At 29.2% G+C, this 16,083-nt stretch carries 15 protein-coding genes; 6 read left to right on the top strand and 9 right to left on the bottom strand.

Going from position 1 to position 16,083, the window contains the following annotated elements; translation table 11 throughout:
* The first annotated feature begins 103 nt into the window (after positions 1–103).
* The 3 genes from FDT66_RS02130 to FDT66_RS02140 all read left to right on the top strand — a co-directional run bounded on the left by FDT66_RS02130 (position 104) and on the right by FDT66_RS02140 (position 4,069).
* Positions 104–475 (top strand): BlaI/MecI/CopY family transcriptional regulator, encoded by a 372-nt coding sequence (locus tag FDT66_RS02130; protein ID WP_138534496.1) that lies wholly within the window; start codon positions 104–106, stop codon positions 473–475.
* Positions 472–2,835 (top strand): M56 family metallopeptidase, encoded by a 2,364-nt coding sequence (locus FDT66_RS02135; protein WP_138534497.1) that lies wholly within the window; start codon positions 472–474, stop codon positions 2,833–2,835. The genes FDT66_RS02130 and FDT66_RS02135 overlap by 4 nt, the downstream gene beginning before the upstream one ends.
* A gap of 133 nt (positions 2,836–2,968) precedes the next feature.
* Positions 2,969–4,069 (top strand): DUF4407 domain-containing protein, encoded by a 1,101-nt coding sequence (locus FDT66_RS02140; protein WP_138534498.1) that lies wholly within the window; start codon positions 2,969–2,971, stop codon positions 4,067–4,069.
* A gap of 107 nt (positions 4,070–4,176) precedes the next feature.
* Here the strand turns inward: FDT66_RS02140 and FDT66_RS02145 are convergent, their stop codons facing one another.
* The 3 genes from FDT66_RS02145 to ade are packed head-to-tail and all read right to left on the bottom strand — an operon-like array spanning position 4,177 to position 6,945.
* On the bottom strand, positions 4,177–4,767 hold the full coding sequence (locus FDT66_RS02145; RefSeq protein ID WP_138534499.1) for a PhnA domain-containing protein: 591 nt from the start codon (positions 4,765–4,767) through the stop codon (positions 4,177–4,179).
* Positions 4,764–5,315 (bottom strand): 5-formyltetrahydrofolate cyclo-ligase, encoded by a 552-nt coding sequence (locus FDT66_RS02150; protein WP_138534500.1) that lies wholly within the window; start codon positions 5,313–5,315, stop codon positions 4,764–4,766. The genes FDT66_RS02145 and FDT66_RS02150 overlap by 4 nt, the downstream gene beginning before the upstream one ends.
* A gap of 7 nt (positions 5,316–5,322) precedes the next feature.
* A complete protein-coding gene (ade, locus tag FDT66_RS02155; protein WP_138534501.1) occupies positions 5,323–6,945 on the bottom strand; it encodes an adenine deaminase in 1,623 nt (540 codons plus the stop codon).
* Between the two features lie 76 nt (positions 6,946–7,021).
* Here ade and FDT66_RS02160 point away from each other — a divergent pair, with 76 nt between their 5' ends.
* Both FDT66_RS02160 and FDT66_RS02165 read left to right on the top strand, forming a co-directional pair.
* Positions 7,022–7,732, top strand: a complete 711-nt coding sequence (locus tag FDT66_RS02160) for a peptidoglycan DD-metalloendopeptidase family protein (RefSeq protein WP_138534502.1) — start codon at positions 7,022–7,024, stop codon at positions 7,730–7,732.
* Positions 7,733–7,789: 57 nt separating this feature from the next.
* Positions 7,790–11,059, top strand: a complete 3,270-nt coding sequence (locus FDT66_RS02165; RefSeq protein ID WP_138534503.1) for an amidohydrolase family protein — start codon at positions 7,790–7,792, stop codon at positions 11,057–11,059.
* A gap of 87 nt (positions 11,060–11,146) precedes the next feature.
* Here FDT66_RS02165 and FDT66_RS02170 read toward each other — a convergent pair whose 3' ends face one another.
* A complete protein-coding gene (locus FDT66_RS02170) occupies positions 11,147–11,515 on the bottom strand; it encodes an MmcQ/YjbR family DNA-binding protein (RefSeq protein ID WP_138534504.1) in 369 nt (122 codons plus the stop codon).
* 70 nt (positions 11,516–11,585) lie between these two features.
* Here FDT66_RS02170 and FDT66_RS02175 point away from each other — a divergent pair, with 70 nt between their 5' ends.
* Positions 11,586–12,566 carry a magnesium and cobalt transport protein CorA gene (locus FDT66_RS02175; RefSeq protein WP_138534505.1) on the top strand — a complete coding sequence of 327 codons (981 nt, stop codon included), beginning with the start codon at positions 11,586–11,588 and terminating at the stop codon, positions 12,564–12,566.
* A 92-nt stretch (positions 12,567–12,658) separates the two neighbouring features.
* On the opposite strand, the gene FDT66_RS02180 is transcribed toward FDT66_RS02175, so the two are convergent.
* From FDT66_RS02180 to ruvC, 5 genes are all read right to left on the bottom strand, one after another.
* The gene (locus tag FDT66_RS02180) at positions 12,659–13,006 is read right to left on the bottom strand and encodes a DUF4260 domain-containing protein (protein ID WP_138534506.1); all 348 of its coding nucleotides are present in this window, start codon (positions 13,004–13,006) and stop codon (positions 12,659–12,661) included.
* 3 nt (positions 13,007–13,009) lie between these two features.
* Entirely contained in the window at positions 13,010–13,759 is a 750-nt protein-coding gene (locus FDT66_RS02185) for a cyclase family protein (RefSeq protein WP_138534507.1), read from the bottom strand.
* Positions 13,760–13,849: 90 nt separating this feature from the next.
* Positions 13,850–14,992, bottom strand: coding sequence for a radical SAM family heme chaperone HemW (hemW, locus tag FDT66_RS02190; RefSeq protein WP_138534508.1), 1,143 nt, complete (start codon positions 14,990–14,992; stop codon positions 13,850–13,852).
* A gap of 35 nt (positions 14,993–15,027) precedes the next feature.
* On the bottom strand, positions 15,028–15,393 hold the full coding sequence (locus tag FDT66_RS02195; RefSeq protein WP_138534509.1) for a four helix bundle protein: 366 nt from the start codon (positions 15,391–15,393) through the stop codon (positions 15,028–15,030).
* Positions 15,394–15,519: 126 nt separating this feature from the next.
* Positions 15,520–16,071 carry a crossover junction endodeoxyribonuclease RuvC gene (gene ruvC, locus FDT66_RS02200; RefSeq protein WP_138534510.1) on the bottom strand — a complete coding sequence of 184 codons (552 nt, stop codon included), beginning with the start codon at positions 16,069–16,071 and terminating at the stop codon, positions 15,520–15,522.
* Positions 16,072–16,083: the final 12 nt, after the last annotated feature.

A 16,083-nucleotide genomic window follows, 5' to 3' on the forward strand; every position in this document is an offset into this window, starting at 1 on the left:
AAGTATTTAAACAAATATAGCAAAATACAAAAATAAAATTTAACTCTACATTTGTAGAATTCATTTTTTTATTCTATGTTTGTAGAGTAAAAATGACATTCGTATGCAATTATCTAAAACTGAAGAACAATTAATGCAGTATTTATGGAAACGTAAAAAGGCATTTTTAAAAGATTTATTAGAAGATTTTCCAGAGCCAAAACCTGCCACAACAACAGTAGCAACTTTGTTAAAAAGAATTACTGACAAAGGTTTTATCAGCTATAAATTATTCGGAAAATCGAGAGAATATTATCCGATTATTAAAAAAACCGATTATTTTTCGAACCATGTAAATGGGTTGATTAAAAATTTCTTTAACGATTCTGCAAGTCAGTTTGCGTCGTTTTTCACAAAGGAAACCAACCTTTCTACAGACGAGTTAGAGGAATTAAAAAAGGTAATTGACAGTCAAATTAAAAAGCAACAAAAATGATTATTTACCTCTTAAAATCGGCAACTTGTTTAGCGCTTTTGTTATTTTTCTATCATTTTGTATTAGAAAAAGAAAAAATGCACAACTTTAATCGTTTCTATTTATTAGGTAGTGTGTTTTTTTCATTTTTAGTGCCATTAACAACTTTTACAACCTATGTAAAACCAATGGTTATAAATACAGTTCCAACAACCATAGAAGATTCTTTTTTTGTGGAAAATACCAATCCAATATTTATTGAAGAAAGTATCGATTATTCTCAGCTACTTCTAGGAGTCTATGTATTTATTTGTGCGATTCTGCTATTCAGGTTTACAAGAAATTTGTATAAAATTTTAAAGAAAATTCATAAAAACGAAAAAGTAAAACAAGGAAAAGCAACCTTGATATTGGTAGATGATAAAATACTACCACACACATTTTGGAATTTTATTTTTATCAACAAAAAAGATTATAATAATGGAAAAATTGAAGCAGAATTATTTACACATGAATTAACACACGTAACTCAAAAACATACTTTTGACGTTTTATTTATAGAACTTTTGCAAGCTATTTTTTGGATTAATCCGTTGTTTATTTTCTTAAAAAAAGCAATCCAATTAAATCATGAATATTTAGCCGACGAAAAGGTTATCAATCAATATAAAAATCCATTCCAATATCAGCATTTATTATTAAATAAAGCTGCTTGGAACAACGAATATTACTTGGCCAGTAATTTGAATTATTCACTCACAAAAAAAAGATTAGAAATGATGACAACACAAAGTTCTAAAACCATAATCTGGTTAAAAAAACTGGCTGTAATGCCACTTTTAGCAGCATTTACCTTCCTCTTTGCTGAAAGGGTTGAAGCACAAGAAAAGCATGAAATTATTGAAACAGTTTATGAACAACCTCAAAATGTTCAGAAAATAAAAGATTTATCTGAATCAGAAATATACAAGAAGTATTATTATAAAAACTTAACCATTCAAAGAAAAGATAAAAATGGAAAGTACGTTATTAAAAAATACAATGAATTAAACGAAGAAGAAAAATCGAGATTAATTCCACCTCCACCTTTAAAATTGAAGAAAACAACTCCAACAAAAGCACAATTTGAAGCTTTAAAAGACAAAACCAAATATGCAGTTTGGATAGACGGAAAAGTAGTTGACAATTCAATATTAAACAACTACAAATACACAGATTTTGCGAGATATTCAAATAGCCATGTGTATAAAAATGCAAGAAGCAAGCGTTTTCCTCAAGAAAATCAAGCAAGCTTAGATACACATAAATATTTTGAAACTCAAAATAAAAAAAGGGTAGAAAAATTTCAGAAATATTTAAAAGAAGAATACAAGGTTGAAGAAGTAGAAATTATTGAAGAAAAACCTAAAAAGAAAAAATATATAGACTCTCCAATTCCAACAAATAAATCTTCTAAGCAAAGTATTGGAGCTTCTTTTACCAAAAAATTTATAAAAGCTAAAGAAAATACATCGTTAGAAAAATATAATTATTTAAATAAGCTTTATGAAGGAGATAGAAATCTAAAACCACATTTTGTAAAAAGTTCAAAAGTTAGACAAGATGAATTAAATGATTTGTTTTCAAAATTAGGTAGTATGTACTTTAAACTTCCAAAATCTTATAAAAAGAAAGTAAAAAGACCTATACCTCCTCACTATCCATATTTAAGATTAATGAAAAATAATATCGTTTTTTATAAATTAAGAGATGAGCTAACCAAAGAAGATAAATTATTAATACCTCCTCCACCACCAAATCCAAAAGCTTCAAAAGAAGATATTTTAAAAGCAAAAAAAGCTTATTCTAATTGGGAAAAAAGAACTGGAAATGATTTATCTAATAAAGTAAAAAAAGAAAATAATACAGAAATAATTTATAAGTATAGGTTTTCAATTTATTTAAATGAAGAAAACAGATTTGATGTTTTTGGAAAATGGGTAACTTTAGAAAATTTAAAAAAAGAATTAAGTAAAACTCATAAACAAATTAAAAAAAAAAATACTAAAGCTCTTCTTGTTGTTCATCCAAATGCAAAAAAAGAAATATCAAATAAAGCTCAAGAAATTTTAAAAAAATATGGTATTCTTATTACAGTTGTTAGTAAATATATTCCTTGGAGTTCAGCTAAAAATATTGAAACTCCTCCACCACCACCAAAACCAGACTGGGTCTATACTTATCAAAGATTAGCTGCAAAAGTAAAACGAACTGAAGATAATAGAAAAGCAAACTTAATTTATTTAAAAGAAATTTATAACAATAAAATGTCTAATAAAGAGCGTGAAAAAGTTACGGCTCCAAATAAGATTTTACCTCCACCTCCACCAGAAAAAAAATAAATTAAATTAACTTATTTGACTGAACAATAAAATCAACACCAATTATAAATCTAAAAACCTCGAAATTCGAGGTTTTTTTATGTAACAAATTCTTTTTTAATACGTTGTACTTCTATATTTAAAATGTTACACTGTGCTTAAAAATTTCTTTCTTACCTGTTCTGGAGTCGATAAAAACCTAATTGAAAACTGTTCTAATGGTGAACAAAACAAATATGTGGGCATTGGAGCCACCGTTTTTTTTACGGCAATTATGGCAACCATTGCAGGCAGTTATGCACTTTTTACTGTTTTCGATAATTTATATGCTGCGATTTTCTTTGGATTAATTTGGGGATTGTTAATTTTTAATTTAGATCGTTTTATCGTTTCCACTATCAAAAAAAGGGACAACAAATGGAAAGAATTTTTACAAGCTTCACCACGTATTTTATTGGCAGTTATTATTGCGATTGTAATTTCTAAACCATTAGAATTAAAATTGTTTGAGAAAGAAATTAATCAGGTTTTGTTAGCAGAAAAAAACCAAATGACTTTAGATAATAAAACGCAAATAGCAGCACAATTTGCACCAGAAATCGCAAAAATAAATGCAGAAATTGAAGTTTTAAAACAAGAAATAAATACACAAGAAGCAAAAACAAATGCTTTGTACGAAACCTATATTGCAGAAGCTGAAGGTAGAAAAGGAACAAAATTATTGGGCAAAGGACCTGTTTATAAAGAAAAAAGAGAAAAACACGACGCTTCTTTGCTTTTATTGAATAATTTAAGAAAAGAAAACGCAGAAAAAATTAAAAATAAAGAAGCAGCTATTGCAACATTAATAGAAAATCAGAAAAACTACGAAAGCAAAACACAGCCTATTATTACAAATTTTGACGGTTTGATGGCAAGAATTAATGCTTTAAACAAATTGCCTTGGTTTACTTCTTTCTTTATTTTCTTGTTGTTTTTAGCGATAGAAACATCACCTATTTTTGCAAAATTAATTTCACCAAAAGGTGAATATGATTTTAAATTAGAAGACGAAGAAACTGCCGTAAAAACATGGGTAAAACAACAAGTAAACCAAAGAAATGAATTATTACAAGCAGATATTGCTGTTAACAAAAAAGTGTATGAAGATATTGCTACAGAAGAAGAAATCTATGCTTATAAACAAAAAATGGCTCGCGACTTAATGAAATTACAAGCCGATTCGTTTTATAAAAAACAACAAAAAATGTTGTAATCCCTTTTGTCTTTTAAACATTTTCCCCAAAGGGGAAAGTGAGCTACAAATTCTATAAAAAGAGTTTCGCAAGAGTGTCTCTCTCCTTTGGAGAGATTAAGAGAGGATTACTCTTTTTCCGCCATTTTTTTTACGTAATCTGTAATAATTACAATTTGGGTTGAGCCTACTCTACCTTCAATATATTTTTCGTTTTCGTGGTCTAATGAAATTCTGCGAACTGCAGTTCCTTGTTTGGCAACCATACTAGAGCCTTTTACTTTCAAATCTTTGATTAAAACTACAGAATCTCCTGCTTGTAAAATAGCGCCATTGGCATCTCTGTGAATTATTTTTTCGCTTTCGTCTAAATGATCTCCAGATTCTTTTGCGAAACGCACATCATCATCTTCTAAATACATCATGTCTAACAAATCTTTTGGCCAACCTTCGTTTTTTAAACGAGATAACATTCTCCAAGCAACTACTTTTACAGCTCTAAATTCGCTCCACATAGCATCGTTTAAACAACGCCAATGATTTACATCTGTATTTTCTGGATTTTCAATTTGATCGATACAAGTTTCACAAGCCAACAAACTACCATCAACACCACCTGTAGATGTTGGTTTTACTTCGTAAACAGCTAAATTATTGGTTGCAGCACATAATTCACATTTATTACCACTTCTGTTTTCTAAATCTTGTTGTAAACTCATTTCTTAGGATATATTATTTGGTTCAAAGCTACATCAAATTTGTGAATGTCGTTAATTTTTGAAACGGGTTTAAAAAAATTAATTCCAATTGTTTTTACGGTAGGTTTGCATTCCGCTAAAAAACCGTCGTAAAACCCTTTTCCATAACCAACTCTGTAATTATTTTTATCGGAAATTAGCATCGGCACAAAAACTAAATCTATTTCCTTTGGGTGTATTTCTTTGGCATTTATAGGCTCTGGAACTCCCCAAGAATTGACTTCTAATTTGGTGTTTTTATCGAAAATAAAATGTTGTAATGTATTGTTATCGAAATCGCACTTACTCACTACAATTGTTTTGTTATTTTTATTTAAAAAATCGATAATGGGTTGTGTGTTAATTTCATCGTATTTTCTAATGGTTAAAAAAAGATGAACAACTTGTATTTCAGAAAAATCCAATTCAAAAATTTGATTGTAAATATCTTGCTCCATTTCTAATTTTTGATTTGGAGATAATTGCTTTCTTTTTGCTTTGTATATTTTTCGAAGTTCTTTTTTAAACATACGCTTTTTATTGAATTTCTAATGAAGTAAATTGAAAACTATTTCCATCAAACAACCCTTTGTCAGACAGTTTTAAAGAAGGAATTACCAACAAAGCCATAAATGACAAACTCATATAAGGAGCTCGTAATTTACTACCCATTTGTTTAGCCATTTTATCTAATGTTGCATACGATTTTCCAATTTCTTGAGCAGATTTGTCGCTCATAATTCCTGCAACTGGTAATGGAACTATTTTTTTTTCTTTTGAATTTACAGCACAAACTCCTCCTCTATTTTCAATAATTAAATTTACAGCTTTACAAATTGCTTCGTCAGAAACACCAACTGCAATAATATTGTGAGAATCGTGCCCAACTGAACTTGCAATGGCACCTTCTTTTAATCCGAAGTTTTTGATGAATGCAATTGCTGGTTTATCATTATTATAACGATTTACAACTGTCATTTTTAAAACATCTGTTGCTGTATTTGAAACTAAATTACCATCTGTAATTAAGCTTTTTGCTTCAATTTGATTGGTAACTAATTCGCCATCCAACGCTTCAATTACTCTAATTTTTTCTGCGGAAGAATCAAATCTAAAATCTTGTATTTTCTTTTTATCTGTGTTAAAATTATTCAATACCTCAAAATCTACATGTTTTACAAACGACTTTCCGTTTTTAGCAACCAATGCTCCATTAATGTAAGTTTCCAAAACTTTGAATTTTTGTAAATCTTCCACAACAATAAAATCGGCAGTATCTCCGGTTTGTAATAACCCAACGTCTAAATTGTAATATTTTACAGGATTTACACAAGCTGCTTGTAAAACTTTAAAAACATCAATACCTTTCAAAACTGCTCTTTCACAAAGTTGATTGATATGACCTAACAACAAATCATCTGGATGTTTATCATCAGAGCAAAACATCATTTTTTCGAAATATTCTGGTAGTAAATCAATTAAAGCTTCAAAGTTTTTTGCGGCACTTCCTTCGCGAATTAAAACCTTCATTCCTTTTTGTAATTTCTCTAAACCTTCTTCATAAGAAAAACATTCGTGGTCTGTAGAAATTCCTGCAGCAATGTATTTAGTTACATCCTCTCCTCTTAATCCAGGAGCATGCCCATCAACTGGTTTGTTGTTGTTTTTTGCATGTTTTATTTTTGCTAAAACCTCTTCATCATCAAACAAAACACCAGGATAATTCATCATTTCTGCCAGATACTTAATATCTGGATTTTGCATCATTTTTTTAATGTCGTTTGAATTTATAACTGCTCCTGCACTTTCAAAAGAAGTTGCTGGCACACAACTTGGTGCTCCAAAATTGAATTTTAACGGAACTTTCTTTCCATTTTCAATCATAAATTCAACACCCTTTACGCCTAAAACATTGGCAATTTCATGCGGATCTGAAACTGTAGCAACTGTTCCGTGAGTTACCGCAATTTTTGCAAATTCAGAAGGTACTAACATAGAACTTTCAATATGTATATGTGCATCTATAAAACCTGGTAAAATAAAATTTTCTTGGTTGTGATTAGCTGTTCTAATTTCTAAAATTTTCCCATTTTTAACTTCAACCTCGCCTTTGAAAATTCTTTTATTTTGAATATCTACAATATTTCCTTGTACAATCATGTTAATACTTTTCACAAAACTACAAATAATAAAAAGGGAATTTTAAAAAACTAAATAGAAAGTATTATTTTTGATTATGAATAAAACCCAAGGCTTTATAGAGTTTAAAAATTGGACTGAAAATCAAAATTTTTCCTTACAAGAACTATTTCCTACAATAAAAAAAAATGAAATTTTTAATATTGATTTAAGTACCAAAAACACTTTAGTAAAAACGGAAAGTGAATTTAATAATCCTGAATATTTTTCAGAGAAATTAGAAGAAATTCAATTAAAAAACCCTACTAAAATTATTGCTGGTGGATATTTAGAAAAACGTGCTTTGTACACTTCAGATATTTACAATGCTACAGATAAAAATAGTCATGAAAAAAGAAACATTCACTTAGGTGTTGATTTTTGGTTACCAAGCGAAACACCAGTTCATGCCATTTGTGATGGCGAAGTTGTTTCTGCTACTCACCAAAAACCATACAAAGGTTATGGTGGTTTTATTATTTTAAAGCATACTTTTAATGAAGTAATTTTTTACACATTGTATGGACACTTATCTAAAAAAAGTACTTTAAAATTTTCTGTTGGTGACATCATTAAAAAAGATGCTAAAATTGGCGTTTTAGGTAATTATGCTGAGAATGGAGAATGGGTTCCGCATTTGCATTTTCAAATTATGCTATCACTTTTAAATTACGACAATGATTTTCCTGGAGTTGCTTTAGAAAGTGAATTAGCTTTCTGGAAAACAGTATGCCCAAATCCAAACATGCTTTTAAAAATGAACTCTTAATATAATTTGTTATCATTAAAAATATAAACCTTATTTTTATAAACCAATACAAAATTTATGATACTTAAAAAACAATTATACATTCTCTTATTTGCAATTTCTTCGATAGTAATTGCACAAGAAAAAAAAGAAAAATGGAATGTAAATAATCCGCATGAAAACTGGTTATACAATTCTTTCAACTTAAGTACAGATGAAGGTACTTGGATGAATTTAGATGTGAGTCCTGATGGAAAAACAATTGTTTTTGATTTATTAGGTGACATTTACAAAATGCCAATTTCTGGAGGAACAGCTACCATATTAAGATCTGGTTTAGCGTACGAAGTACAACCAAGATTTAGCCCAAATGGAAAATATATTTCTTTTACAAGTGATGCTGAAGGAGGTAACAATATTTGGGTAATGAAAGCTGATGGAAGTGAAGCAAAATCCATCACAAAAGAAAAATATAGATTGTTAAACAATGCTGTTTGGACTCCTGATGGAAAATCTTTAGTTGCTAGAAAACATTACACTTCAACACGTTCTGTAGGTGCTGGAGAAATGTGGCAATACCCTCTTTCTGGTGACGCTGGCTTAAGATTAACTTCAAGAAAAAACGATCAGCAAGATGTGAATGATCCTTCAATTTCTGCTGATGGAAAATATTTGTATTATGCTGAAGATATGTATCCAGGAGGTTTTTTTCAATACAACAAAGACCCAAACAAGCAAATTTATGTAATCAAACAGTACAACTTTGAAACTGGAGAAATTAAACAAATAACTGGTGGTCCAGGTGGTGCAGCAAGACCAGTAGTATCAAAAGACGGTAAGTTATTAGCTTTCGTAAAACGTGTTAGGACAAAAACAGTTTTATATATACATGAATTAGAAACAGGTAAAGAATACCCAATTTATCATGATTTAAGTAAAGACCAACAAGAAGCTTGGGCTGTTTTTGGGGTATATCCTCATTTTACGTGGTTACCAAACAACAAAGAAATTATTTTTTGGTCTGAAGGAAAAATAAATAAAATTAATATAGATTCTAAAACAGTAGTAAATATTCCTTTTGAAGTAAATCAAGATATTAAATTGGCTCAAACGCATCATGTAAAAAGAAAAGTTTTTGAACCTAGTTTTACTTCTAAAATGATAAAAGATGTAGAAACTTCTGCTGATGGAAAAACCATAATTTTCACATCTTTAGGACATATTTACAAAAAAGAGTTACCTAATGGAGCACCTATAAGAATAACCGATTTAACAGATTTTGAAGCTGAACCTAGTTTTTCTACTGATGGGAATTCTGTAATTTTTGTAACTTGGAATGATGAAGAGCTAGGTGCCATTTACAAAGTAAACTTAGATGGTACAAACTTAACAAAACTAACCTCTGAAGAAGGAATTTACAGAACACCTCGTTATAACAATGCTGGAACCAGAATTACGTATCGTAAAGAAAGTGGAAATGGCGATCAAGGTTTTGATTACACAAAAAAAACAGGAATTTATACAGCTTATTTAGATGGAACTGGAGCAAACAAAATAACTGATGATGGAGAATTTCCAATGTTTTCTGCTAATGACGAACGCATTTTTTATCAAACAGGAGGTTCTTTTTTTGGAGGATTAACCAAAAAATTAAAAAGTGTAAATTTAAATGGAAAAGACGAAAAAAGTCATTTTTCATCAAAATTAGCAAACAGATTGGTACCAAGTAAAGATAATAACTGGGTTGCTTTTATACATTTGCACAAGCTATATGTTGCTCCTTTTGTAATGAATGGAAGCGAAATTAATTTAGATGCGAATACAACATCTTTTAACGTAGAAAGCTTATCTGAAAATGCAGGAATTAACTTACATTGGTCTAACAACGACCAAAAAGTTCATTGGACATTAGGTGAAGATTATTTTACGAAAGCAATTGTAAACAACACTACAAATCCGTTTGCAAAAACCAATTTATCTTCCGAAACTACAACCACTTTAAAAATTGGTTTAACTACAAAATCAGATATTCCTGAAGGGAGAATCGCTTTTACAAATGCACGCTTAATTACAATGCATGAAGATAAAGTTATAGAAAATGGAACTATTGTAGTGTATCAAAATAAAATAGAAAAAATAGGAAGTTCAAAAGAGATTTCCATACCATCTAATGTAAAAATATACGATATGAAAGGCAAAACAATTATGCCTGGTATTGTTGATGTTCATGCACATGTTGGTGCTTTTAGAAACGGTTTAAGCACTCAAAAACACTGGCAATTTTATGCTAATTTAGCTTTTGGTGTTACAACTGCTCATGATCCATCTGTAAATACTGCTGCTGCTTTTACTTTGGAAGAATTACAAAAAAGCGGACAATTAGTAGGCCCAAGAATGTTTTCTACAGGCTTTATTTTATATGGTGCTGAAGGTGATTTTAAAGCTGTTGTAAACAACTTAGAAGATGCACGATTTGCAATATCTAGAACCAAAGCTTTTGGTGCAAAATCTGTAAAAAGTTACAATCAACCAAGAAGAGAACAGCGTCAACAAATTATGCAAGCTGCAAGAGAATATGGTGTAAACGTAGTGCCAGAAGGTGGTTCTAATTTTTATGCCAATATGAGTATGATTTTTGACGGTCATACAGGTATTGAACATAATATTCCTGTAGCTCCTTTGTATAAAGATGTTTTAGAGCTTTGGAAAAATAGTAAAACTGGTTACACACCAACTTTGATTGTAAATTATGGTGGTATGAGTGGTGAGTATGAGTGGTATCAAAAATCAAATGTTTGGGAAAACGAAACACTTTTAAAATATACACCAAGATATGTAATAGATTCAAGAGCTAGACACAGAACTATGGTGCCTGAAGAGGAATATAAAAACGGACATATTTTAACTTCAGAATCTGTTACTAACCTCTCAAAATTAGGTGTAAAAGTAAATTTAGGTGCTCACGGACAATTACAAGGTTTGGGTGCGCATTGGGAATTGTGGATGTTACAACAAGGTGGTTTATCAAATTTAGAAGCCTTAAAAGCTGCTACCATAAATGGTGCTGAATATATTGGAGCTTCTGATGAAATAGGTTCTTTAGAAAAAGGAAAATTAGCAGATTTAATTATCATGGATAAAAATCCTTTAGATAATATAAAAAATTCTAATTCTGTAATTTATACAATGATAAATGGGCGTTTATACGATATAAATACCATGAATGAAATTGGAAATTATAATAAAGAAAGGGGAAAATTTTATTTTGAAAATGAAAACTACAACCAAGGTTTTCCTGTGAATTTAAAAACAAATAGCTTTACAACACCTACTTGTAGCTGCCATTAAATTTATTATAAGAAATAACTAATAAAGGCTTTTCAAATGAAATATATTTCATTTGAAAAGCCTTCTTTTTTATTAGAATTACTTCAACTATAAATTCTCTAATTCTGCTTGTAATTTCTTTGGCAAACCTTTCACAACCAATTTATAAGAATGATTTATAAGTTCTCTAACCAAATCATCAGAAACATCTGAAGAATTTATAGTGACAGTGTTCCAATGTTTTTTGCTCATGTGAAATCCAGGTGCAATTCCTTCATATTCTCCACGCAATTCTTCAGCTTTATCTGGATTGCATTTTAAATTTATTTTCTGTTCACCATTTTCCCATTTACTTAAACCCACCAAAGCAAACATTTTATCCATTACTTTAAAAACAAGAGTTACATCATCAAAAGGAAAATGTTCTGTAACTCCTTTTTTGGCAATACAAAAACCTCTTAATTGTTCTATGTGCATAAAGTCTGTTTAAAGTAGTTTTAATTTTCAATTTAAAAAAGTATCTTTAACTAAGCAAATATTTATTCAAATGGAACAAAATTTTCTTGATAACACTACAATTATAAATTATTCTGATAAAAATTATGAGAAAACAAAATTTTTAGCACTTTCTCAAATAGATTTATCTGCTCATTCTAATTCCACAAAATGGATTAATACTTACGGCATAGAATATCAAGATGAATTTAAATCTGTTATTTTAGAAAATAATTTAGACGATTTTTTGATTAAATTATTAATGGAAGAAGAACATGCTACCAAAGTAATTGTATTAGAAAATTTACTATTTGTTACGGTTAAAGTTTTAAAAACCGAAGGAAAAACGTTAGATGATGAGCAAATGATTTTTATAGTATCTCCCAATTTTTTATGGTCTATACAAGAAAAACCAGGAGACTATTTTAATTGGATTCGTGAACGTTTAGAAGGTCATAAAGGTATTGTTAGAAAAAAGAAAGCTGACTATTTACTTTATTTAATTATTGAAGCAATTATAGACAATTACCAAGAAACTTACGCGAAACATGCCGAAATTAGTGCCTCTCAATTAAATGCAACACTTATAAAACCTACTCCAGAGTTTACATCTTTGGTAGAAACCAGAAAACAAGAATTGTTTAGTTTTAAAAAAGCTGCAATTGGTTTAAGAGACATGATTGTTAAATTAGAAAAAGTAGATATTAAAGGTGTAGATATTAAATATTTTAGTGAAATAAAAGAGCAAACCAACAACCTAATTTCTAATATAGATTTTGAATTACAAGAATTGGAAAGTAAAATAAATTTGATTTTTAGTATCCAAGGACATCGTTTAAATGAAGTAATGAAAACATTAACTATTTTGTCTGTAATTTTTATTCCCCTAACATTTTTAGCAGGAATTTACGGAATGAATTTCGAGCACATACCTGAATTAAAATTTAAATATGGGTATTTTATTTTATTAGGAGTAATGGTTTTAGTAACTTTTGGAGCTGTTTGGTATTTTAAACGTAAGAAATGGTTTTAATATTTAGTATTAATTAGAACACGAATTTCTCGAGTTTCGCTAAAAAGAATGACACAGATTTCACGGATTTTACAGATTTGATTGGTTTCATATTACCCTATTTTCCCTAAATGCGTATTTTTAAAACTATCTGTATATTTTAATCCATAACCTAAAATTCTATCGAAAGAAGAATGTCCAAAAAGAATGATTCCTATCAACTGAATACTTTCCTGTTTAAAATAAATTCCAAAAAAATACACTATAATGGCAATTGCTTTGTGATGCAAAAAATTATAACAATAAGCACCTATTTTAGGGTTTATTAAATAACCGAAAAAACTAATATCTGGAAAAAAAAATAAAGCAAGATACCACCACCAATCGAAATTTAATTGATTAAATAAAACAATTGACAGGATAAATAGCATTAATTCTTCAACTTTTATAAGTGCTTTCATAAATTACTTAATAATCTTATACAAAACAGGCTTGCTAGGTGTTGCATCATTCTCAAAAGGTGCAATCATTAAATTCAATAAATATTCGCCATCTTCTACAGAATTTGGTACGTAAATAAACTCCGTAATTGTGGCATTCATTCTTATTTTTCCAGAAGTATTCCAGAAAGCATTATGTGCTAACAACTCTCCATCATCTTTTTCCTTATCTACTGAAGGCAAATCAATTAATAAATGTTTTATACCTTTTTCTTTTAAATAAACAGCTGCTTCCTCTAGTAAATAAGGCGGATTTGTATTAGAATAACTCATAGATTTTTTATCTGTTAAATTTGGTATTGTTCTAATTACAATGGCGTCTCTTTTTTTATTTCCTAAAGCAGTTTTTAATTGTCTTGCAGAAATTACCAAATCTTCACCTTTACTTTCAGGAGCAACAGTTACTACTTCTGCAAGAAATATAAAATATTTTAAATTTTTATTTACAGAATGCACTTTTTCTGTAATATGACCCACACATTCTGTATGAGTAATATGTGAATGTGGATTGAAATGTATATTGTTAAAATTTACAACTGCACCTTCAGAAACCTTTACAATTTCTCCATCTATTTCTTCTGGAAATATCTTTGGATCATCTACATACCAAGCATTTACATTCTTTTTTGAAACATCTATAGGTATTGAAATATCTAAAGGATCTGAGATGTTTACTGTTATTTTCCTGGAATTGTATTCTATAGTTGCTTTCATTTATATACTTAACTTTTTCTGAAATTTTTACGAATATCTCAAATATACCTTTTTAAAACATATTTAAAAACTCTTAAAGTATTTTTAGTATCAATTCACCATAAAAAGATCAGATGCAATACCATCACATAAAAATTTTCCTTTTTTGGTTGTGGAAATTTTTAAAGTTCCACTTGAAGTTGTTGTTACTTCTAACAGCGCTTGTTTTATGTATTTTTCAGATTGCTTTTTTAAATATTGCAGATAGTTTTCACCGAAATCATTTTTTATTTTATCAAAAGAAATTCCCCAAATAGTTCGTAAACCCGTCATTATATATTCATTATAAACATCGGTTTTAGATAAAATTTCTCTTTCAATTGGTAATTTATTGTCTTGAATGGATTTTATATATTTCGTATTATTTCTAACATTCCAACTGCGTTGTTTCCCATCGAAAGAATGTGCAGAAGGTCCAATTCCTAAATAAGATTTTCCTAACCAATAAGCCGAATTATTTTTGCTAAAAAAATTTTCTTTTCCAAAATTTGATAATTCATAATGTATAAAATCAGCTTTTTTTAATTCTTCTAATAAAATATAAAACTGTTCTTGTGCTTTTTCTTCATCAACATTGCTAATTTTTCCTTTTGCAATTAATGTTTCTAGGGCTGTTTTGGGCTCTACTGTTAATGCATAGCTAGAAATATGAGGAATCCCAAAACTCAAAGCAGTTTTTATGTTTTCTCTCCATTCTTCATTGGTACAATCTGGAATACCGTAAATTAAATCGACAGAAATGTTTGTAAAATATTGCGAAGCAATTTGTAAACAGTTTTTAGCTTCTTTTGAATTGTGAGCGCGATTCATCAATTTTAAATCTTTCTCAAAAAAAGATTGAACTCCAATACTTAATCTGTTTATTGGTGAATTGGAAAGCTCTATAATTTTTTCTTCAGATAAGTCATCTGGATTTGCTTCTAATGTAATTTCTGGGTTTTCTACAACTACAAAATTATTGTAAACAGCATTTATTAAAAGCTGAATTTCTTCCGTATTTAAAACAGATGGAGTTCCTCCTCCAAAATAAATGGTTTCAACAGTTTTATTATCTAACTCATCTTTTCTGATTTCGATTTCTTTAACTAATGATGAAATCATTTCTTCTTTTTTCTTCAAAGAAGTAGAAAAATGAAAGTCGCAGTAAAAACAAGCTTGTTTGCAAAAAGGAATGTGAATATAGATGCCAGACATAAAATAGTTCTCAGTAGCAGTATCAGTTGGCAAACTTATTTAACACCAAATTTACCAGGGTTATTTATCATATAATTAATTAACTTTCCAACTTCTGAGTTTTCAGAAGATAAATTTTCAAAAGTACCTTTATCAATGTATTTACACTCTAAAGCAAACATTAACCAAGTTAAAGTTTCTGAATTTTCAGCATCAGAATCAGTTAATTTACTTGAAAAATGTTTTGGATATTGTCTTTTTCTATAAGCTTCTGATATATTTGCAGATACACTTCTAGAAGATCTTCTTATTTGATCTGTTAGAGAATATCTTTCTTCTTTTGGAAAAGATTTAGAAATTTCAAAAATTTTCATCGATAAATTAAACGATTTTTTAAATGCTAATAGATCTATAAAGCTCATAAGTTATGTTGTATTACAAATTGTTAACCCTAACTGCTACTGCTACTGCTACTGCTACTGCTACTGCTACTGCTACTGCTACTGCTACTGCTACTGCTACTGCTACTGCTACTGAAAACTAAAAATTTATTTAATCTTTTTAGGATTCTGCTTTACAAAACTTGCCCAACCAGTATAATTCTTACCTCCAATAACTTTACCTGAGTTGTAAAAATGACAAACTGCAGCTGCTAAACCATCTGTTGCATCTAAATTTTTTGGTAACGTTTTTAAATTTAAAAGCGATTTTAACATCAAAGCAACTTGCTCTTTACTCGCGCTTCCATTTCCTGTAATTGCCATTTTAATTTTCTTTGGTAAATACTCAGTAATCGGAATTTCTCTAGACAAGCCTGCAGCCATTGCAACACCTTGTGCTCTACCTAACTTTAACATCGATTGTACATTTTTTCCGAAAAATGGTGCCTCAATAGCAATTTCATCAGGATTGTAGGTATCAATTAATTCAATTGTTCTTTCAAAAATTAATTTTAGTTTTAAATAATGGTCACTATATTTTGTAAGAATTAATTCATTCATTTGAATAAATTCCATTTTTTTTCCTACCACTTTTATCAAACCAAAACCCATTATTGTAGTTCCTGGATCTATTCCTAAAATAATTTTTTCTATAGCCACAATCTTAGATTG

It is taken from the genome of Polaribacter aestuariivivens (assembly GCF_005885675.1).
Classification (GTDB): Bacteria; Bacteroidota; Bacteroidia; order Flavobacteriales; family Flavobacteriaceae; genus Polaribacter; species Polaribacter aestuariivivens.

Excerpts from the sequence above, each read along its gene's own strand:
- FDT66_RS02130 (WP_138534496.1), top strand. The coding sequence starts at position 104 with ATGCAATTATCTAAAACTGAAGAACAATTAATGCAGTATTTATGGAAA.
- FDT66_RS02135 (WP_138534497.1), top strand. The coding sequence starts at position 472 with ATGATTATTTACCTCTTAAAATCGGCAACTTGTTTAGCGCTTTTGTTA.
- FDT66_RS02145 (WP_138534499.1), bottom strand. The coding sequence starts at position 4,767 with ATGAGTTTACAACAAGATTTAGAAAACAGAAGTGGTAATAAATGTGAA.
- FDT66_RS02150 (WP_138534500.1), bottom strand. The coding sequence starts at position 5,315 with ATGTTTAAAAAAGAACTTCGAAAAATATACAAAGCAAAAAGAAAGCAA.
- ade (WP_138534501.1), bottom strand. The coding sequence starts at position 6,945 with ATGATTGTACAAGGAAATATTGTAGATATTCAAAATAAAAGAATTTTC.
- FDT66_RS02160 (WP_138534502.1), top strand. The coding sequence starts at position 7,022 with ATGAATAAAACCCAAGGCTTTATAGAGTTTAAAAATTGGACTGAAAAT.
- FDT66_RS02165 (WP_138534503.1), top strand. The coding sequence starts at position 7,790 with ATGATACTTAAAAAACAATTATACATTCTCTTATTTGCAATTTCTTCG.
- FDT66_RS02170 (WP_138534504.1), bottom strand. The coding sequence starts at position 11,515 with ATGCACATAGAACAATTAAGAGGTTTTTGTATTGCCAAAAAAGGAGTT.
- FDT66_RS02175 (WP_138534505.1), top strand. The coding sequence starts at position 11,586 with ATGGAACAAAATTTTCTTGATAACACTACAATTATAAATTATTCTGAT.
- FDT66_RS02180 (WP_138534506.1), bottom strand. The coding sequence starts at position 13,006 with ATGAAAGCACTTATAAAAGTTGAAGAATTAATGCTATTTATCCTGTCA.
- FDT66_RS02185 (WP_138534507.1), bottom strand. The coding sequence starts at position 13,759 with ATGAAAGCAACTATAGAATACAATTCCAGGAAAATAACAGTAAACATC.
- hemW (WP_138534508.1), bottom strand. The coding sequence starts at position 14,992 with ATGTCTGGCATCTATATTCACATTCCTTTTTGCAAACAAGCTTGTTTT.
- FDT66_RS02195 (WP_138534509.1), bottom strand. The coding sequence starts at position 15,393 with ATGAGCTTTATAGATCTATTAGCATTTAAAAAATCGTTTAATTTATCG.